18 protein-coding genes and 1 pseudogene are annotated in these 19,418 nt (G+C 65.4%); 5 read left to right on the top strand and 14 right to left on the bottom strand.

The window, feature by feature from the left end; translation table 11 throughout:
• Positions 1–29 precede the first annotated feature (29 nt).
• From ctaD to U0034_RS11955, 4 genes and pseudogenes are all read right to left on the bottom strand, one after another.
• Entirely contained in the window at positions 30–1,643 is a 1,614-nt protein-coding gene (gene ctaD, locus U0034_RS11970) for a cytochrome c oxidase subunit I (RefSeq protein ID WP_085227822.1), read from the bottom strand.
• A gap of 52 nt (positions 1,644–1,695) precedes the next feature.
• Positions 1,696–3,033: pseudogene (coxB, locus tag U0034_RS11965) on the bottom strand (cytochrome c oxidase subunit II); the annotation flags it as partial.
• 19 nt (positions 3,034–3,052) lie between these two features.
• Positions 3,053–3,475, bottom strand: coding sequence for a DUF2244 domain-containing protein (locus U0034_RS11960; RefSeq protein ID WP_233212035.1), 423 nt, complete (start codon positions 3,473–3,475; stop codon positions 3,053–3,055).
• 383 nt (positions 3,476–3,858) lie between these two features.
• Positions 3,859–4,815, bottom strand: a complete 957-nt coding sequence (locus U0034_RS11955; RefSeq protein WP_085227819.1) for a methyltransferase domain-containing protein — start codon at positions 4,813–4,815, stop codon at positions 3,859–3,861.
• 138 nt (positions 4,816–4,953) lie between these two features.
• Between U0034_RS11955 and U0034_RS11950 the strand changes: the two genes are divergently transcribed.
• Together U0034_RS11950 and trmL are read left to right on the top strand one after the other, a co-directional pair.
• Entirely contained in the window at positions 4,954–5,721 is a 768-nt protein-coding gene (locus tag U0034_RS11950) for a ComF family protein (protein ID WP_176072590.1), read from the top strand.
• An 81-nt stretch (positions 5,722–5,802) separates the two neighbouring features.
• Positions 5,803–6,273, top strand: coding sequence for a tRNA (uridine(34)/cytosine(34)/5-carboxymethylaminomethyluridine(34)-2'-O)-methyltransferase TrmL (gene trmL / locus U0034_RS11945; RefSeq protein ID WP_085227817.1), 471 nt, complete (start codon positions 5,803–5,805; stop codon positions 6,271–6,273).
• A 70-nt stretch (positions 6,274–6,343) separates the two neighbouring features.
• On the opposite strand, the gene U0034_RS11940 is transcribed toward trmL, so the two are convergent.
• The 4 genes from U0034_RS11940 to U0034_RS11925 all read right to left on the bottom strand — a co-directional run bounded on the left by U0034_RS11940 (position 6,344) and on the right by U0034_RS11925 (position 8,672).
• Complete coding sequence (locus U0034_RS11940) at positions 6,344–7,357, bottom strand: NAD(P)H-dependent glycerol-3-phosphate dehydrogenase (protein ID WP_085227816.1); 1,014 nt, start codon at positions 7,355–7,357, stop codon at positions 6,344–6,346.
• Positions 7,358–7,379: 22 nt separating this feature from the next.
• Positions 7,380–7,847, bottom strand: a complete 468-nt coding sequence (gene secB / locus U0034_RS11935) for a protein-export chaperone SecB (RefSeq protein WP_085227815.1) — start codon at positions 7,845–7,847, stop codon at positions 7,380–7,382.
• A 136-nt stretch (positions 7,848–7,983) separates the two neighbouring features.
• The gene (gene grxC / locus U0034_RS11930; RefSeq protein WP_085227814.1) at positions 7,984–8,244 is read right to left on the bottom strand and encodes a glutaredoxin 3; all 261 of its coding nucleotides are present in this window, start codon (positions 8,242–8,244) and stop codon (positions 7,984–7,986) included.
• A 14-nt stretch (positions 8,245–8,258) separates the two neighbouring features.
• Positions 8,259–8,672 carry a rhodanese-like domain-containing protein gene (locus U0034_RS11925; RefSeq protein ID WP_085227813.1) on the bottom strand — a complete coding sequence of 138 codons (414 nt, stop codon included), beginning with the start codon at positions 8,670–8,672 and terminating at the stop codon, positions 8,259–8,261.
• A gap of 145 nt (positions 8,673–8,817) precedes the next feature.
• On the opposite strand from U0034_RS11925, the gene gpmA reads away from it, so the two are divergent.
• From gpmA to U0034_RS11910, 3 genes are all read left to right on the top strand, one after another.
• The gene (gene gpmA / locus U0034_RS11920) at positions 8,818–9,564 is read left to right on the top strand and encodes a 2,3-diphosphoglycerate-dependent phosphoglycerate mutase (protein WP_085227812.1); all 747 of its coding nucleotides are present in this window, start codon (positions 8,818–8,820) and stop codon (positions 9,562–9,564) included.
• A gap of 252 nt (positions 9,565–9,816) precedes the next feature.
• Positions 9,817–11,349, top strand: a complete 1,533-nt coding sequence (locus U0034_RS11915) for a S41 family peptidase (protein ID WP_085227811.1) — start codon at positions 9,817–9,819, stop codon at positions 11,347–11,349.
• A gap of 105 nt (positions 11,350–11,454) precedes the next feature.
• Positions 11,455–12,225 carry a HesA/MoeB/ThiF family protein gene (locus U0034_RS11910; RefSeq protein ID WP_085227810.1) on the top strand — a complete coding sequence of 257 codons (771 nt, stop codon included), beginning with the start codon at positions 11,455–11,457 and terminating at the stop codon, positions 12,223–12,225.
• Positions 12,226–12,279: 54 nt separating this feature from the next.
• Here the strand turns inward: U0034_RS11910 and ptsP are convergent, their stop codons facing one another.
• The 6 genes from ptsP to U0034_RS11880 all read right to left on the bottom strand — a co-directional run bounded on the left by ptsP (position 12,280) and on the right by U0034_RS11880 (position 19,395).
• Complete coding sequence (gene ptsP / locus U0034_RS11905; RefSeq protein ID WP_085228101.1) at positions 12,280–14,034, bottom strand: phosphoenolpyruvate--protein phosphotransferase; 1,755 nt, start codon at positions 14,032–14,034, stop codon at positions 12,280–12,282.
• Positions 14,035–14,235: 201 nt separating this feature from the next.
• Complete coding sequence (locus tag U0034_RS11900; RefSeq protein WP_085227809.1) at positions 14,236–14,505, bottom strand: HPr family phosphocarrier protein; 270 nt, start codon at positions 14,503–14,505, stop codon at positions 14,236–14,238.
• Between the two features lie 46 nt (positions 14,506–14,551).
• Positions 14,552–15,076, bottom strand: coding sequence for a PTS sugar transporter subunit IIA (locus U0034_RS11895; RefSeq protein ID WP_085227808.1), 525 nt, complete (start codon positions 15,074–15,076; stop codon positions 14,552–14,554).
• 243 nt (positions 15,077–15,319) lie between these two features.
• On the bottom strand, positions 15,320–16,276 hold the full coding sequence (gene gshB / locus U0034_RS11890; protein WP_085227807.1) for a glutathione synthase: 957 nt from the start codon (positions 16,274–16,276) through the stop codon (positions 15,320–15,322).
• 68 nt (positions 16,277–16,344) lie between these two features.
• Positions 16,345–17,634, bottom strand: a complete 1,290-nt coding sequence (gshA, locus tag U0034_RS11885; RefSeq protein ID WP_085227806.1) for a glutamate--cysteine ligase — start codon at positions 17,632–17,634, stop codon at positions 16,345–16,347.
• 270 nt (positions 17,635–17,904) lie between these two features.
• Entirely contained in the window at positions 17,905–19,395 is a 1,491-nt protein-coding gene (locus U0034_RS11880; protein ID WP_085227805.1) for an ammonium transporter, read from the bottom strand.
• Positions 19,396–19,418: the final 23 nt, after the last annotated feature.

Here is a 19,418-nt window from a genome sequence, read left to right as displayed (position 1 = left end):
CCGCCCACCCTGCGCCTCGCAACTGCCTGTTACTCCACCGTCGGCGGATTCTCGAAGGTGTGGAACGGAGCCGGGCTCGGCACCGTCCATTCCAGACCCGTCGCGCCATCCCACGGCTTGTCGGCGGCCTTCTCGAGCTCGCCGCCGCTGCGGTAACACGGCAGCACGACGGCGAACAGGAAGTACACCTGCGCCAGGCCGAAGCCGAACGCGCCGATCGTCGCCACCTGGTTCCAGTCGGTGAACTGCGCCGGATAGTCCGCATAGCGGCGCGGCATGCCCGCCAGACCGACGAAGTGCATCGGGAAGAACGTCAGGTTGAAGAAGATCATCGACGCCCAGAAGTGAATCTTGCCGCGCGTCTCGTTATACATCCAGCCCGTCCACTTCGGTGCCCAGTAATACCAGCCCGCGAAGAGCGCGAATAACGAACCGGCCACGAGCACATAGTGGAAGTGCGCGACGACGAAGTAGGTACCGTGGTACTGGATGTCGAGCGGCGCCATTGCGAGCATCAGGCCCGTGAAGCCGCCCATCGTGAACACGAACAGGAAGCCGATAGCGAACAGCATCGGCGTCTCGAACGTCAGCGAGCCGCGCCACATCGTGGCCATCCAGTTGAACACCTTCACGCCCGTCGGCACGGCGATCAGCATGGTCGCGTACATGAAGAAGAGCTGGCCCGTGACCGGCATGCCGGTCACGAACATGTGGTGCGCCCAGACCATGAACGAGAGGATCGCGATCGAGGCCGTGGCATAGACCATCGAGCTATAGCCGAAAAGCGGCTTGCGCGAGAACGCCGGGATTACCTGCGACACGATGCCGAACGCAGGCAGGATCATGATGTACACCTCGGGGTGCCCGAAGAACCAGAAGATGTGCTGGTACATCACCGGATCGCCGCCGCCTGCCGCGTTGAAGAACGACGTGCCGAAGTGGCGGTCGAACAGCACCATCGTGATCGCGCCGGCGAGCACCGGCATCACCGCGATCAGCAGGTACGCCGTGATGAGCCACGTCCAGACGAACATCGGCATCTTCATCAGCGTCATGCCCGGTGCGCGCATGTTCAGGATCGTCACGATGATGTTGATGCTGCCCATGATCGACGACGCGCCCATGATGTGCACCGCGAAGATCGCGAAGTCCATGCCCGGGCCCATCTGCGTCGAAAGCGGCGCATAGAGCGTCCAGCCCGCGGCCGTCGCGCCGCCCGGCGCGAAGAACGAGCCGACGAGCAGCACCGCGGCCACCGGCAGCAGCCAGAAGCTGAAGTTGTTCATCCGCGCGAAGGCCATGTCGGCCGCGCCGATCTGCAGCGGAATCATCCAGTTCGCGAAGCCCACGAATGCCGGCATGATCGCGCCGAACACCATGATGAGCCCGTGCATGGTGGTGAGCTGGTTGAAGAACTCGGGGCGCATGATCTGCAGGCCCGGCTCGAAGAGCTCGGCGCGGATCATCAGCGCCGCAACGCCGCCCGACAGGAACATCGTGAACGAGAACAACAGGTACATCGTCCCGATGTCCTTGTGATTGGTGGCGAAGAGCCACCGACGCCAGCCATGCGGCGTCGCATGAGCGTGGTCGTCATGCGCGTGGCCGTGACCCGCGGCTACATCGTGTCCGATGCTAGACATGAAAATCTCCTAGAGCGAATAGTGCATGCACCGACTGTGCGACACGTCAAGCCGCCGGGGCCACGGCAGCACGGCGGGCGGCTTGCGCGCTCGCGTGGGCTGCCGCCGCTTCCGGCTGATGCTGCGAAGGGGCGACGCTGGCCTGCGGCGCGCTCGCTTGCGGCGCGCCCTCGGCCGGTGCGCCCGCCTGTGTCCCGCCGCCTTGCGGCAACTTACCGTTGCGGGCGTCGGCCACTTGGCGCGGCTGCAGGATATCGCCGGTGTGGTTGCCCCATGCATTGCGTTCGAACGTGACGACCGAGGCGATTTCGACGTCGTTGAGCGTCTTGCCCCAGTTCGGCATCGCGTTCTTGCCGTTGAGGACGATGCTCACATGTTCGGCGATCGGGCCGTTGACGATCTTGCTGCCATCGAGCGCCGGGAACGTGCCCGCGCCCTTGCCGGTCGGCTGGTGGCAGGCGGCGCAGTTGGCCGCGTACACCTTCTCGCCGCGCGCCTTCAGTTCGGCAAGCGTATAGGTCTTGTTCGGATCGTCGCTGGCCGCGGCCATTTTCTTTTTCTGGTCGTCGACCCACTTCGCGTAGTCTTCGTCCGACTTCACTTCCACGACGACGGGCATGTACGCGTGCTCCTTGCCGCACAGCTCCGTACAAAAGCCGCGGAACGTGCCGGTCTTTTCCGCCTTGAACCAGGTGTCGCGCACGAAACCGGGAATCGCATCCTGCTTCACGCCGAACGCGGGCACGTACCACGAGTGGACGACGTCGTCGGCCGTCGTGATGATGCGCACTTTCTTGCCGACCGGCACCACGAGGGGGTTGTCGACTTCCTGCAGGTAAGTGTCGCTGATCGGCGTGGTGCCGTTCACGGCGCTGCGCGGCGTCGTGAGCGTCGAAACGAAGCTGATGCCCTCGCCCGGCCCCTTCACGTAGTCGTAGCCCCACTTCCACTGGTAGCCGGTGACCTTGATCGTGACGTCGGCGTTGCTCGTGTCCTTCATCGCGACGACGGTACGGGTGGCCGGCAGCGCCATCAGCACGACGATGATGAACGGCACGATGGTCCAGATGATTTCGACCGTCGTGCTTTCATGGAAATTGGCGGCCTTGTGGCCCTTCGACTTGCGGTGCGCGAAGATCGAATAGAACATCACCCCGAACACGCCGACGAAGATCAGCGTGCAGAGGATCAGCATCATCGTATGGAGGTGATACAGCTCCTCGGCGATTTTCGTCACGGGCGGTTGGAGGTTGATCTCGTTGACGGCCGGGCCGCCCGGGCTGTCGCCGACTGCCCATGCGGCGCCGGCAACGATGAGCCCGCTTGCGGCCAGCACGCCCGCGAGGGCTCGCTTGATTGTTTTCATAGCTTCCTTACCCAAAATTTCCATTCAAACCCCCTCGCCCCCGCTACCCGCATCTGCGCAGCGCAGTGCGCAGTTCGTCCGCGAACTGCGCGCGCCGATAAAACGCGAGATGCTGCCCGACGGCGACCGCCTGTCCGCGCGACACCAGGGTGATCGGATCGCGCGGCGATGCTCCCGGCTCGACCCGCACCCAGCGCGGATTGAATTCGAATTGCGTCAACCGGTCTGCACTCACCTGCTCGATCACGAGCCGGCTCGGGAAGAGACGGATGCGTTCGTAATCGACCGCGTGACGTGCATAAATCAAAAACGCGGCGCCCACCGCCAGCAGCTCGATGCCCGTGAACGGCAAAACGAGCCAGGCGCCGCATACGACCAGCAACATCGCGATCGCCAGCGAGCAGATGGCCAGCGACGCGTAGAACCATACGAACTGCCGCGGCGATACCGAGCAGTTGCGCCTCATCAACCAGTCCTCCAGGACCGGCTCCGCATTCGTCAGCAGGGTCGTTGCTTCCAATGCTGCCTCCTGCGCATGCCATTCGCATACCGCGCGTCTCGGGGCTCGCCGCCTTGTGTCGTGGGGTTCCCAAGGCGACAAACTGACGCATTATAGGCGCGTTCAATGGCATCCACAAGCAAGCGGCAATCGCCTCGCAACCCAGGCGCGACAAGCCTTTGCGCGCTTTTCACCCCTTCATCTCGAAGCCCTTGCAACGTGCGTTGCGATCCCGACGGAAACAGTATTAACCGCGACAAGAAAGCGCCGAGTCATCCCAGGGCTTTCCCCAATTCGCCGCGCCCGCCACATGCGGCTACGGCGCCGGCCACCGTCAATCCCGTGGCCGACTAGGGCAAGCGCCTGCGGCCGATGTCCTCTATACGCACGATGCCGTGCCCTTCCGGCGTCGTGCGCGGTACCGCCTTCCATGCATGTCCGTAGATGACTTCGAACGTCAGCGCGATCGTGCCGTCGGCTCCCCTTCTCGCGTCGAGCGCCGCAAGCAAGGCCCGATGCAGCCGCCGCGAGGCGCGCCCGGCACGCTCGCGCTCGAACGGGTAGGCGCCCCAGCGGCGCACGTCCGCGAGCAGCGACTCGGGCGACTTGTAGGTGACCGTCAGCGTTTCCTGATCCATGACCGGGATCTCGAACCCGGATTCGACGAGCATGTCGCCGAGGTCGTGCATATCGACGAAATCGATCACGTGCGCGCGACTCGCGATGCCGTGCGCCGCCTCGACCTCGGCATACGCGCCGCGCAGCTCGCGCAGCGTATCCGGGCCGAGCGTGCTGAACATCAGCAGCCCGCCCACGCTGAGCACGCGCTGCCATTCGGGGAAGACGAGATCGGGCCGCGCATGCCAATGCAGCGCAAGGTTGGACCAGATGAAATCGAAAGCGCCGGGCGCGAACGGCAACGCGGCGAAGTCGGCTTGCGCAAGGCGCGCGCCGGGCGCACCGAGCGCGCGCTGGAGCGGCGCTGGCAACAGGCGCCGCCAGTTCGTCTCGCCGCGGCCTTGCTGCGCGGCGCGCGCCAGCATCGCATGCGAGAGATCGGTGCCGAACACCGGGACCTCGGGAAAGCGCGCGCGCAGGAGCGGCATATCGTCACCGCTGCCGCACCCCGCATCGAGCACGCTCGTGGGCTTCATCTTGATGTAATCGAGCCGCTCCCGCATGCGATCCGCTATCTCGCGAGGCAGGAACGACACCTCGCCGAACGTCTCGGCGCGACGATCGAAGATTCGCCGCACAAGCCTGGAATCATAGGCCGGACGGCCAGACTTAGCGGGTGTGGAGGACATGTCGGTCGATCTGGCGAAGAGCCCGAAGTATACTCGCTCGCTCCAGCGAGTCCAGCGAGGAAAAAGCCGATGCGCGCGCGCCGTCCGGCATCGTTCGAAGCGCCGGCCGGCGATGCCCCGCGACGTGCCGGCGGCCCTATGCCACTTGCGTTTCCGGCACGGATGCTCTTGTGCGTTGCTCGTCTTGCGCTGCCCCAGGCCTGCGCGCTGTGCGGCGCATTATGCGGCAATATGTCGCAATGGGCGTTGTGTCGCGGATGCGACGCTGCGTACTGGAACGAGCCAAGGCAGCGCTGCCGTGTCTGCGCGCTCCCCCTCGCGGCCGCGCACGCCGGCGGACGCGCCGGGATACGCGGCAGGCCGCACTACGTGTGCGTGCGCTGCGAGCGGCTGCCGCCGCCTTTCGACGCCACGCTCGCGCTTGCGGATTATCGTCCGCCGCTCGACCGGCTGGCGCTCGCGCTAAAGTTCAGGCGGCGCCTGTTCGTGGCACGCGAGCTCGCCGCGCGGCTCGCGCAACGAGCACAAGACGAGTTCGATCGCGAGCCGAACCCCGAGGTGGTCGCGCCGGTGCCGCTCGCGCACGAGCGACTCGTCGAGCGCGGTTACAACCAGGCGTGGGAGATCGCGAAGCCGCTCGCGCGCCTGCTCGGCGTGCGCGCCGATGCCACGCTCCTGCGCCGCGTCGCGCATACGGCGCCGCAGTCGAAGCTCGACCTCGACGCGAGGCGGCGCAACGTCGGCGATGCGTTCGCGGTGACGCGGCCGGTCGCGGGCGCGCACGTTGCGCTCGTCGACGATGTGATGACCTCGGGCTCGACCCTCGAGGCCGCCGCGCGGGCGCTCAAGGCGGCCGGCGCGCAGCGCGTCACGAACTTCGTCGCGCTGCGCACGCCGAGAGATTGAGCGGATCCGCACGCGAACCGCGAACGGTCCGAACATTCACGCGGGCGAAGCCTGCACCTTCATTTGGCACTCTGAGCACACATGTTCAACGTCGTTCTCGTCGAACCCGAAATCCCGCCAAACACCGGCAACGTCATCCGGCTTTGCGCCAACACCGGGGCACGGCTGCATCTTGTCGAGCCGCTAGGCTTCCCGCTCGACGACGCGAAAATGCGGCGTGCCGGGCTCGATTATCACGAATACGCACAGATGCGCGTGCATCGAAACTGGGAAGCACTTTTAGCCGACGAGTCGCCCGATCCGCAACGGATGTTCGCTTTCACGACACGCGGCGCGAGCCGCTTTCACGGCCATCGCTTCGAGCCAGGCGACTGGTTCGTGTTCGGCGCGGAGACGCGTGGCCTGCCCGCCTCCGTGCTCGAGCAGTTCCAAGCCGAGCGGCGCGTGCGGTTGCCGATGCGCCCGGACAACCGCAGTCTCAATCTGTCGAATACGGTGGCAGTCGTCGTATTCGAAGCATGGCGTCAGGCCGGCTTCGAAGGGGGCGATTGAATGAAGCCGAACGAGCGGACCATACAGGTACGGGGGCCCGTTCGGCTGGACGATGCGGCGCCACCCGCGCTCAGGACGCGGGACGGGACTCCGAGCGCGCATCGCGCTTGAGCAGCGCGCTCACGGCGTCGCACGGTGCGACGCCTTCGAACAGCACGCGGCAGACGGCTTCCGTGATCGGCACATCCACGCCATGCTCACGCGCGATCGCGAGTACCGCTTGCGCGCATCGCACGCCCTCGGCCACATGGCCGAGTTGCCCGAGGATATCGTCGAGCGTGCGCCCCGCGGCGAGTTGCACGCCGACGGTACGGTTGCGCGAAAGATCGCCCGTTGCGGTGAGAATCAGATCGCCAAGGCCCGTGAGCCCCATGAACGTTTCCGGCCGCCCGCCGAGGGCGACGCCGAGCCGCGTCATCTCGGCCAGGCCGCGCGTAATGAGCGCGGCACGCGCGTTCAGGCCGAGCGCGAGGCCGTCGGATATGCCCGTGGCAATGGCCAGCACGTTCTTCACGGCTCCGCCCACCTCCACGCCTACGATGTCGTCGCCCGTGTAGATGCGCATCGCGCCATGGTGAAACGCCGCGAGCGTGAGATCGCGGCACGCGGCCGATGCGCTCGCAACGGTCAACGCGACGGGCAGGCCGAGCGCGACCTCGCGCGCGAAGCTCGGCCCCGAGAGCACGCCGTTGCTCCGATGCCCCACGAGTTCGGCCGCAACGACCTGGTGCGGCAGCATCTGCGTATCGGCTTCGAAACCTTTGCACACCCACACGATGTGGGCGGGCACCGCATGCAGCGCGCGCATCGAACGGCAAAGCGCGCGCAGACCCGCGACCGGCGTGGCGACGACGCACAGGGCATCGGCGGCGGCACAATGCGCGAGCGCCGCGGCGAGCTCGGTTTCGTAGCCCAGCGTGGCGGGCAACGTCACGCCGCCGAGGTAGTGCGTGTTTTCGTGCTTGCCGCGCAGCTCGTCGACGAGCGCGCCGTCGCGCGCCCAAAGCAACGTGTCATGGCGCGCGGCGAGGTGCGCGGCGAGCGCGGTGCCCCAGGCGCCCGCACCCAGAACGGCGACTTTCATCGACGGCCGAGTGCGGCGTGTATCAGTGCGTGGCACCGTTCGCGGCTTCGCTTTGCCCGCTCATCTGCGCGAGGCGCTGCTCGTAGAGCGCCTGGAAGTTGATTTCGGCCAGATGGATCGGCGGGAACCCGGCGCGCGTGATCGCATCGGCGATGTTCGAGCGCAGGTACGGAAAAAGGATGGTCGGGCAGGCGATGCCCACGAGCGGGTCGATCTGCTCGTCCGGAATGTTGCGGATATCGAAGATGCCAGCCTGCTTCGCCTCGATCAGAAAGGCGATCTTTTCGGCGATCTTCGCCGTCACGGTGCCGGTCACGGCAATTTCATAGATGCTCTCGGCGAGACGGTCGGCCTTCACGTCGACCTCGACTTCCACCGACGGCATGTCCTGCTCGAGGAAGATCGCCGGCGAGTTCGGCTGCTCGAGCGACAGGTCCTTCAGATAGATGCGCTGAATGTTGAAAAACGGCTGGTTGTTCTGGTCCGACATGGTGACTCCGGTGGATGAATTCGATCCGGCCGGCCGAGGGCCAGCCGCAGTGGCAGAAGGCTCGCGCGACGCGCGCGGCGCCGCGGCTCGAAAACGCCTTGGCGCCGCGCGTCGCGCAGGGGTGAACAACGGGGCGTCAGGCCGCCTCGAGCAGCGGCAGCAGGCCGCCGGCGCGATCGAGCGCCGAGAGGTCGTCGTAGCCGCCGACGTGCGTTTCGCCGATGAAGACCTGCGGCACCGTGCGACGCCCGGTGCGCTGCATCATCTCCTCCCGGCGCTGAGGCTCCTTGTCGACGAAAATTTTCTCGATGTGCTGGACGCCGCGCGATTTGAGCAGGCGCTCGGCCATCTGGCAGTATGGGCAAACCTGCGTGCTGTACATGACGACGTTATTCACGCTCGCGACTCCTTTTACTTGACGACCGGCATGCCGGCCTGCTGCCAGGCGTTCAAGCCGCCTTGCAAGACATGGACTTCGGTGTAGCCGGCCTCGCGCACGACGCGCGACGCCTTCGCGGACTGCTGACCGTTCTGGCAGACGAGCAACACCGGGCTCGCCTTATTCTTCGCGATCTGGCCGATTTTCGCTTGAAGCTCCGCGAACTCGAGATGGCGGGCGGCGGGCAGATGCCCGAGCGCGTAGTCGGCCGCGGGCCGCAGATCGACGACGATGGCGTTGCGGCGGTTGATGAGCTGGGTCGCCTCGGGGGCCGACAGGCCGCCGCGGCCGCCACGGCCCGTGAGCATGGGCCACAGCAGCATGCCCCCGGAAACGAGGAGCGCGGCGATGAGAACGAGGTTCGCGTAATCGGTAAAGAACGTCACGAAGGATCCGCCAAAAAGGAAGAAAACAAAGCAGGCAATCGGACCATTATAAAATATCCGCTTGACGCGATGGCGACCGGGGGCTGGAACGGTCACCGGACGTGCCGTGCGTCGCGCGCTTCCTTACTACCGACCGACAAAGCTCATGCATAAGCTCGTCCTCATCCGCCACGGCGAATCGACGTGGAACAAGGAAAACCGATTCACCGGCTGGGTCGACGTCGACCTGACCGAGCAAGGCATTCGCGAAGCCGAACAGGCAGGCAAGCTGCTCAAGGACGGCGGCTACACGTTCGACATCGCCTACACGTCCGTGCTCAAGCGCGCGATCCGCACGCTCTGGCACGTGCAGGATCAGATGGACCTGATGTACATCCCCGTCGTCCATTCCTGGCGCCTGAACGAGCGTCATTACGGCGCGCTCGCGGGCCTGAACAAGGCGGAAACGGCGGCCAGGTACGGCGACGAGCAGGTGCTCGTCTGGCGCCGCAGCTACGACACGCCGCCCCCGGCGCTCGAGCCGGCGGATCCGCGCGCCTCTTACGGCGACCCGCGTTACGCCAAGGTGGCGCGCGAGGAGCTGCCGCTCACCGAGTGCCTGAAGGACACGGTGGCGCGCGTACTGCCGATCTGGAACGAATCGATCGCGCCGGCCATCAAGGCCAGCAAGAAGGTGCTGATCGCCGCGCACGGCAATTCGTTGCGGGCACTGATCAAGTACCTCGATCAGATCTCCGACGCCGACATCGTCGGCCTCAACATCCCGAACGGCGTGCCGCTCGTCTACGAACTCGACGAAGCGCTCAAGCCGATCCGTCACTACTATCTTGGCGATGCGGAGGCCGTCGCCAAAGCCCAGGCCGCCGTCGCCAGCCAGGGCAAGGCCGGCTGAGGCCGGAATGCCGCAGCATGGGCACGGCCGGCGTGCCGCGCCCGCGCCGCGGCGGCGCCTTCCGCAAAACCGCTCCACCAGTGCCCTTGCGTGCCCGATTCTTGCGCGCGGTGCGAACCGTGCGCCGCCGACCGCTGTCGAAAGTCCAGCGGCGCCGGCCGACGCCAGCCCGCACCCTGGGGGCGACCAGTTATACTTGACCGTCCTTCGCCATCGGCGCTCCTACCCGTTTCCCGAGACGCAACTGACTCTATGCGCACGAAACTCAAGAACATCGGCCTGATCGCCGCGGGCCTCGCCACCGGCGTATTCGCGACGCTGCAATTTTCCGCTGCGGCGCAGCAGGCCACCACGGCGCCGCTGCCGCTCGAGCAGCTCCGTCTTTTCGCCGAGGTTTTCGGGCAGATCAAGCACGATTATGTCGTCCCCGTGGACGACAAAAAGCTGTTGACCGAGGCGATCAAGGGCATGGTTGCGAGCCTCGATCCGCACTCGTCGTATCTCGACAAGACCGATTACCAGGAACTGCAGGAACAGACGAAGGGCCGCTTCGCGGGGCTCGGCATCGAGATCTCGCAGGAAGACGGGCTCATCAAGGTGATCTCCCCGATCGAGGACACGCCGGCATTTCGCGCGGGCATCCGCCCCGGTGACCTCATCACGCGTATCAACGACAAACCCGTGCGCGGCATGACGCTCGATCAGGCCGTCAAGCAGATGCGCGGCGAACCCGGCACGAAGGTGACGCTCACGATCTTCCGCAAGAGCGAAGACCGCACGTTCCCCGTCACGGTCACGCGCGCCGTCATTCGCGTGCAGAGCGTGAAGTCCAAGGTGATTGCCCCGGGCTATGCATACGTGCGCATCACGAGCTTCCAGGAGCGCACCGTACCCGATCTGGCCACGAAGCTCGCCGACATCGCTCGCGAGCAGCCGAACCTGAAGGGCCTCGTCCTCGATCTGCGCAACAACGGCGGCGGCCTGCTGCAAAGCGCCGTGGGCGTGGCCGGCGCGTTCCTGCCGCCCGATTCCGTCGTCGTCTCCACGAACGGCCAGATTCCCGACTCGAAGCAGGTTTATCGCGACACGTACGCGAACTACCGGCTGCCGTCGTTCGACTCCGACCCGCTCAGGTCGCTGCCCGCGATCTACAAGACGGTGCCGATGATCGTTCTGACGAACGCGTACTCGGCGTCGGCCTCGGAGATCGTAGCGGGTGCGCTGCAGGATCAGCACCGCGCGCTGATCATGGGCAAAACCACCTTCGGCAAGGGCTCGGTGCAGACCGTGCGCCCGCTGACCGCCGATACGGCGCTGCGCCTGACCACGGCGTACTACTACACGCCGAGCGGCCGCTCGATCCAGAACAAGGGAATCCGCCCCGACGCTCCGGTCGATCAATACGCGGAAGGCGATCCGGACGACGCCTTCGTCACGCGCGAGGTCGACTACACGAACCACCTTGCGAACACGCAGGATCCGGACGAGAAGAAGGAGCAGGAGCAGCGCGAGAAGGATCGTCTGCAGCAGTTGCAGCAGCTCGAGCAGGACAACGACAAGAAGACGCCCGAGCAGCGTGCGAAGGATCGTGAGCGCAAGCCGATCGAATTCGGCTCGGGCGACGACTTCATGCTGCAGCAGGCCGTGAACAAGCTGCAGGGCAAGCCGGTCCAGGAGTCGAAGTCGATTGCCGAGCGCAACCTCGCGCAACGCAAGGTCGAGCGTTCGGCCTCGGCGCCGGTGGCGACGAAGCCGGCCTCGCCGGTAGCCGTGCCGGGCAAGTAACGGCGCCGCCTTGGGACGCTGCGGGCATCGTTCGCCGATGCCCGCAGCGTCCCGGGCGAAATCCGAAGTTTTCTGTGCGGTGTCAGGCAACGATGCCGCGACACCATGAACGACGATCAACTTCTTCGCTACTCCCGCCACATTCTCGTCGACGAGATAGGCATCGAAGCACAGCAGCGCTTTCTCGACGCGAACGCGATCGTCGTTGGCGCGGGCGGCCTCGGATCGCCGGCCGCGATGTATCTGGCGGTGTCCGGCGTCGGCAGATTGACGCTCGTCGATGCCGACACGGTCGATCTCACGAACCTTCAGCGCCAGATCCTTCACACCACGGCCTCGATCGGCCGCAAGAAGGTGGAATCGGGGCGCGAGACGCTGGCGCGGCTCAATCCCGACGTCACGGTCGAGGCGGTCGACACGCGCATCGACGATGCATGGCTCGATGCGCACGTGCCGGGCGCGAGCGTGGTGCTCGACTGCACCGATAACTTCGCGACACGGCATGCAATCAATCGCGCCTGCGTCGCGCATGGCGTGCCGCTCGTTTCAGGCGCCGCCCTGCGCTTCGACGGGCAGATCAGCACGTTCGATTTCCGCGATCCTGCGTCCCCTTGCTACGCGTGCGTTTTCCCCGAGGATCAGCCGTTCGAGGAAGTGGCCTGCTCGACGATGGGTGTATTCGCGCCGACCGTCGGCATCATCGGCGCGATGCAGGCAGCGGAGGCGCTGCGCGTGATCGGCGGAATAGGTCAAACGCTGACCGGCCGGCTGACGATGCTCGATGCGCTGCGGATGGAATGGACGACGATGAAAATCGCCCGGCAGCCCGATTGCCCCGTGTGCATGGGTAGACGCGAGGGCCAGGCGCCGGGTTGAACGGGCCTTGCCGCCCCCGCGCGCGATCACGATGCACGAGCGGCCCTGCAGCCTTCAAGCCGCCGCGACAGTCCTGAGCGCGGCCTGAACCTCTTCCGGCTCGAACGCAGCCAGCACGTCCGCAACGGGCTTTTCGAGCGCACGCAAATCGGCTCGCAGAATTTCCTGCTTCACCACGAGCAACTGGCTCGGATGCATTGAGAACTCGGTGAGGCCCATGCCGAGCAGGAGCCTCGTCAATTGCGGGTCGCCCGCCATCTCGCCGCAGACCGACACGGGCACCCCTGCGCGCTTCGCTTCGCGCAGCGTGAAGGCGATCAGATGCAGTACGGCCGGATGCAGCGGGTCGTACAAATGGGCGACCGCATTGTCGGCGCGATCGATCGCAAGCGTGTATTGGATCAGATCGTTGGTGCCGATCGAGAGAAAATCGACGCGCTTGAGAAAGAGCGGCAACGCAATGGCGGCGGCGGGAATCTCGATCATCGCTCCCACTTCAACGCCCGGATCGTAAGCCAACCCGGCATCGTCGAGCTGGCGCTTCGCCTCGCGAATGAGGTCGAGCGTCTGATCGATCTCCTGAGCATGCGCGAGCATCGGCACGAGAATCTTGACCTTGCCGTAAGCCGAGGCACGCAGAATCGCCCGCAACTGCGTGAGGAACATCTGCGGCTCGGACAGGCTCCAGCGGATCGCGCGCAGGCCCAGCGCCGGATTGGGCGCCGTCTCGTAGCCGTCGCCGCCGCCAAGCGTATCGAGCGGCTTGTCGGCGCCCACGTCGATCGTGCGGATCGTTACAGGCAGCCCGCCCATCAATTCGACCGCGCGGCGATAGGCCTCGAACTGCTCCTCTTCCTCCGGCAACTGGTCCTTGTGATTCATGAACAGGAACTCGGTACGAAAGAGGCCGACGCCCACGGCGCCCGATTCCGTGGCCGCGCGAGCGTCCTCGGGCAATTCGATGTTGGCGCAAAGGGCGATCTTCGTACCGCACAGCGTCTGCGTCGGGGAGAACTTCAGACGCTGCAGCTTCTTCTGTTCGAGCGCCTTTTCGGTTTGCCGGTACGTGTACTCCTCGAGCACGATCGGCGCCGGATCGACGATGACGATGCCTTGATCGCCATCGACGATGATGAGGTCATCCTGCCTGATGAGCGCGCTCGCATGCTGCACGCCCACCGCGGCGGGAATGCCGAGGCTGCGCGCGACGATCGCCGTGTGCGAGGTGCGGCCGCCGAGGTCGGTCACGAACCCCAGAAACGTCTGGTTCTTGAACTGCAGCATGTCGGCGGGCGAGATGTCGTGCGCGACGACGATCATTTCTTCGCTCGATTCGCTCGCGCCGTCGACGAGCGCCGCGGCGGACGGCGCTCCCGCGAGCGCCTTGAGGATCCGCTCGACGACCTGCTCGATGTCGGCCTTGCGCTCGCGCAGATACTCGTCCTCGATATCGTCGAAGTGACGGGAAAGCCGCTCGAGCTGCTCGGTCAACGCCCATTCCACGTTGTAGCGGCGCGTACGGATGAGGTCGATCGTCTCCTGAACGAGCATCGCATCGTTCAGGATCATCGTATGGACATGAATGAAAGCGCCGACCTCGCTCGGGGCATCGGCCGCGAGATCTTCGGAGAGCCGTTCGAGTTCGCTTTGCACGGTCTTCAACGCCGCGCGGAGCCGCTCGACTTCGCCCTCGATCTGAGGCGTATCAACCAGGTAGTGGTCGACGTCGAGCGCGGCCGGCGCGATCAGATAGGCTCGTCCGATCGCGATCCCGCGTGACACCGGAATTCCATGCAGCGAGAACGACACGCGCACCTCCTCGAATTTGCTGCGGCGGGAGTAATACCGCTGCATCGGTCATACGACCCTGATCAGCGATTATAAATTCTGTCCGTGGCGGCTGGCTGCATGCGGCGCAACATGAAATGCCGCGCCGCAGCGTCCGTATATGAAAAAACCGCGGTCGAACCGCGGCTCCTTTCAGCTAGCAGACGAACGCGAAAGACCCGCTTACTGCCCTTCGCCGAATTTATCGGCGATCAGTTGCAAGAGCGCGCGCATTGCGTCCTCTTCGTCGGGCCCCTCGGTTTCGATGATGACCGTGCTGCCAATGCCGGCGGCCAGCATCATGACCCCCATGATGCTCTTTGCATTGATGCGGCGCCCGTTCCGGCTCATCCAGATTTCCGCTTGGAAGTTGCCTGCAAGCTGAGTAAGCTTCGCCGACGCGCGGGCGTGCAACCCCAATTTATTGACGATGGTCGTTTCTTCTTGAAGCATGTGCTGTTCCGATGGGCACTCTGGCGAAAGATGACGATGGACGACTTCACGGACCCGCGCGGCGCCCGCCCGCCAGTGGCGCGCCAAGCACGGTGCCCGCTTCCGCACAAGCCGCTGCCGTTGCAGCGGGGGCGCCGGTTGCAGGCAGGCACGGCGCCGGGGAACAGCCCTCGCTCGGCGACATCTGCGGGCCAATGGCATGCACACCGTTCGCCGCACCCGTCAGCGCCTTGTCGACCAGCGCATCGAGCGGCGCGGTGCGATAGCACACGGCTCGCACGAGCATCGGCAGATTGGCGCCCGCGAGCACGCGCACGTCCGGCAGCGACGCGAGCCGGCTGGCAATATTGGCCGGCGTGGCGCCGTACATATCGGTGAGCACGAGCGCGCCGTTCGCTTCGCGCAGCCGTTCGATTTCCGCTTGCGCAAAGGCGATCACCTGCGTGGGATCGCTGTCGGGCAGGACATCGATCACACCGATGTGAGCCGGCACGCCGCCGTAAATATGTGCGACGCAGTCCCTTAGCGCGGAGGCAAAAGGCGCGTGCGCGATGATCAAGATGCCTGCCATGTCAGCCCTGCAACCAAAAAACGGCTTGAGGCGCTTTGAACGCTTGAGGCGACGGCCCCGCCGCCCGCCTCGCTCGCCGCCGTTCGCGCCCGTGCGGTACACCGCTCCGACGCATTGTGCGAGACAGCAATTGTAGCAGGCCATTTACGCGCGGTTTCGATGCCGTTGCCCGGGCTGGCCCACGCTTTCCCGCCCTTTTTTCCCCGACGCGGCGCACCGGAAGCGTCGATGCGCCCGGCTCGGTCAGGCCGCGACACGCTCGAGGGCGTCGACGAACATGCCCGCCACGTCGAAGCCCGTCTGATCCATGATCTCGCGAAAGCAGGTGGGGCTCGTAACGTTGACCTCGGTGAGCCAATCGCCGATCACATCGAGGCCGACCAGCAGTAGCCCGCGCGAGGCGAGCACGGGCGCGAGCGTCTCGGCGATTTCCCGATCGCGCGGGCTGAGCGGCTGCGCCACCCCCACGCCGCCGGCGGCGAGGTTGCCGCGCACCTCGTTGCCCTGAGGAATGCGCGCGAGCGAATAGGGCACCGGTTCGCCGCCGATCAGCAAAATCCGCTTGTCGCCGGCCGTGATATCGGGAATGAACTTCTGCGCCATGACCGAGCGTGCCCCGTCATGGCTCAGCATCTCGATGATCGAGCCGAGGTTCATTCCGTCCTGCTTGACGCGAAACACGCCCATGCCGCCCATTCCGTCGAGCGGCTTCAGGATCACGTCGCCGTGTTCCGCATGAAATGCGCGCAGGCGCGCCGCGTCGCGCGTGACGAGCGTCGGCGCGACGAATTGCGGGAACTCGCCGATGGCGAGCTTTTCCGAATGGTCGCGAATGGTCTGCGGTCGGTTGAACACGCGCGCCCCGGCGCGCTGCGCGAGTTCGAGCAGCCAGGTCGATGTGACGTATTCCATGTCGAACGGCGGATCCTTGCGCATCAGGACCGCGCCGAACGAGGTCAGCGACCGGTGCTCGTGGGCGCCGTTCTCGTGCCACGGATGGCGGTGCAGATCGGCCGGATCGCCAACCATGGTCACGCGCCGCACCGTCGCCTCGACATCGCCCGAGGTCCAGGCGAGATGCTTGGGCTCGCAGGCGAAGATCGTGTGGCCGCGCCGCGCGGCCTCGGCCATCATCGCGTAGGTCGAGTCCTTGTAGATCTTGAAATGCGAAAGCGGATCGGCAATGAAAAGGATGTCCATGAAACTCCTGACGGCCCGTGCCCGGGCTCGATCGTTCGGTCTTCGTTCGTGTTCCCGCCGCGCGCGGGTCAAACCTGAATCGCCTCCGGGTCCGTCTTCTCGAGCTCGACCGACGCCGCGAGCAAGCCGAGGCGCGCGACGACGCCATACATGTAGAACCGGTTGGGTGGTGCCGCGCCGGGCTTGGCGTGGGCATCGGGCAGCGCCGTGTGCTCGAATCCGAGCGGCACGAAGTGCATCCCCGGCGCGTTGAGGTTCTGATCGCGCTCGCGCGAGCCGTGCACGCGGTAAAAGCCGCCCACCACATAGCGATCGATCATATAGACGACGGGTTCCGCCACCTCTTCGCCGATGCGCTCGAACGTGTAGACACCCTCCTGCACGATGACGTCGTGCACCTCGAGCCCGCCTTTGGTCGCCGACATGCGGACCCGCTCGCCTTTCGTCAGACTGGCGACTTCCGAGGCATCGTGCACCGTCATCACGCCGCGCCCGCCCGTACCGGCGTCGGACTTGACCACGACATAGGGCTTTTCGCCGATGCCGTACTCGCGGTATTTGCGCGCGATTTTCTTGATGACGGCGTCGATGGCGTCGGCAAGCGCCTCCTCTCCCGTACGCGCCGTGAAATCGACGCCTTCCACGTGCGCGAAATACGGATTGACCATCCACGGGTCGATTTCGACGAGCTTCGCGAACTTTTTCGCCACGTCGTCATAACAGGCGAAATGCGTCGACTTGCGGCGCACGGCCCAGCCGGCATGAAGCGGCGGCAGCAGGTACTGCTCGTGCAGATTCTCGAGCACGGCCGGCACGCCGGAGGAGAGGTCGTTGTTGAGCAGGATCGAACAGGGATCGAAATTCTTGAGGCCGAGCCGGCGCGGCGTGCGCTCGAGCGGCTCGAGCACGATCTTCTGCCCATCCGCCAGCGAAATGGTCACGGGGCCGGCGATGTTCTCGTCGAGCGTGCCGAAGCGCACGTTCAGACCGGCCTGCCGCATGATCGTGGCGAGCCGGGCCACGTTTTCGAGGTAAAAAGCGTTGCGCGTCTCATGCTCTGGAATGATCAACAACCCTTTCGCGTCGGGGCAGATCTTCTCGATCGAGGCCATCGCCGCTTGCACGGCGAGCGGCAGCACCTCGGGCGGCAGGTTGTTGAAGCCGCCCGGAAAGAGGTTCGTATCAACGGGCGCCAGCTTGAATCCGGCGTTGCGCAGATCGACCGAGCAATAGAAAGGCGGCGTGTGTTCCTGCCATTCGAGCCGGAACCAGCGCTCGATCGCCGGCGTGGCATCGAGGATCTTCCGCTCGAGGTCGAGCAGCGGACCGTTTAACGCCGTAACAAGGTGCGGAACCATTGAGCACTCGCAGACAGGGTAGAAAAAGATTGTAGAGCAATTGCCCTGGCGATTTGGGGATGATCCGGCGTTTCGCAAGGACAATGAGGCCGCGCCGTTCCTATTGACCCGATTGAGAGAAGGGTCGAACGGCGGCGGGCCGGAGCATGGCCGGAAGCGGCCGAAGAGGGCTGGCGCCGCACGGGGCGCGCCATAAAAAAAAGCCCGCCGTGAAGGCGGGCCAAATCGCTGTGCTCTGTTGCTTGCGGTTTCTGGAGAGGAGGGACGCCTTTATTCGACGTGCTCGCCGTGGAGCACGACGTCGAGACCTTCACGCTCTTCTTCTTCGGCCACACGCAGGCCGATGACCATGTCGATGAGCTTCAGCAGGACGAAGCTGACCACGCCGCTGTAAACGACCGTCGTGAGGACGCCCTTGAGCTGCAGGATCACGCTGCCGTCGAAGCCGCCGATGTCCTTGACCGCGAACACGCCGGTCAGGATAGCGCCGAGGATACCGCCTACGCCGTGCACGCCGAAGCAGTCGAGCGAATCGTCATAGCCAAGCTTGCTCTTGAGCCAGGTAGCAGACCAGAAGCAGACCACGCCAGCGGCAATGCCGATCGCGAGCGAGCCGCCCACGCCAACGAAGCCCGACGCCGGCGTGATCGCCACGAGGCCGGCAACCGCACCCGACGCGATACCGAGCGCCGACGGCTTGCCCTTGGCGATCCATTCGGCAAACATCCAGGCGAGCGCGGCGCAGGCCGTTGCGACCTGCGTCGTCAACATTGCAAAACCGGCGCGGCCGTCGGCCGCCACGGCCGACCCGGCGTTGAAGCCGAACCAGCCCACCCACAGCATTGCGGCGCCCATCAGCGTCAGCACGAGGTTGTGCGGCGCCATGGCTTCACGGCCATAGCCGACACGCTTGCCCAACACGACCGCGCAGACGAGGCCGGCGATACCGGCGTTGATGTGCACGACGGTGCCGCCCGCGAAGTCGAGGACGCCCGCGGACGCGAGCCAGCCGGTCGGTTCCCAGACCATGTGGGCCACCGGCGAGTAGACGATGAGCGACCAGAGCGTCATGAAGACCAGCATCGCCGAGAACTTCATGCGATCGGCGAACGCACCGGTGATGAGAGCCGGCGTGATGATCGCAAACGTCATCTGATAGACGAAGTAGACCGACTCCGGAATCGTCTGTGCCAGATGGCTGACGGTCAGCGTCGTGGCCTTGTCGCCCTTGACGAACGCCATGCCGGAGAGCATCAGGCGCGAGAAGCCGCCAATGAACGCATTGCCGGGCGTGAACGCGAGGCTGTAACCGACGACGGTCCACAGCACGGTCACGAGGCAGGTGATCGCGAAGCTCTGCATCACCGTGGCAAGCACGTTCTTCTTGCGGACCATGCCGCCGTAGAAGAGCGCGAGGCCCGGAATCGTCATGAACAGCACCAACGCCGTGGACGTCAGCATCCAGGCCGTGTCGCCCGAGCTGATTTTCGACGAATCGACGGAGAACGGCGCGGTGGGCGCGGCGGGAGTCGCGTCCGAAGCCGCTGCCGCAGCCGCGGGCGCCGACGCATCGGCGGCTGCGGGAGCCGCAGCCGGTGCCGAGGCGGCAGCCGCCGCGCTCGCATCGGGTGCCGCGCTGGAAGCGGCCTCGGTGGCCGCGGAAGCTGCTGCCGGTGCCGACGCATCGTCTGCCAGGGCGGCGCCGACGCCGCCTGCGAGCAGCGACGCCGCCATCGCCAAGGACATCAGGAATTTGCGCATCTTTCGGTTTCCTCTTATCGCTA

Source organism: Trinickia caryophylli (assembly GCF_034424545.1).
Lineage (GTDB): Bacteria > Pseudomonadota > Gammaproteobacteria > Burkholderiales > Burkholderiaceae > Trinickia > Trinickia caryophylli.
Note: the sequence above shows the minus strand (reverse complement) of the source record. Positions and strands in the feature narration are given on the sequence as shown.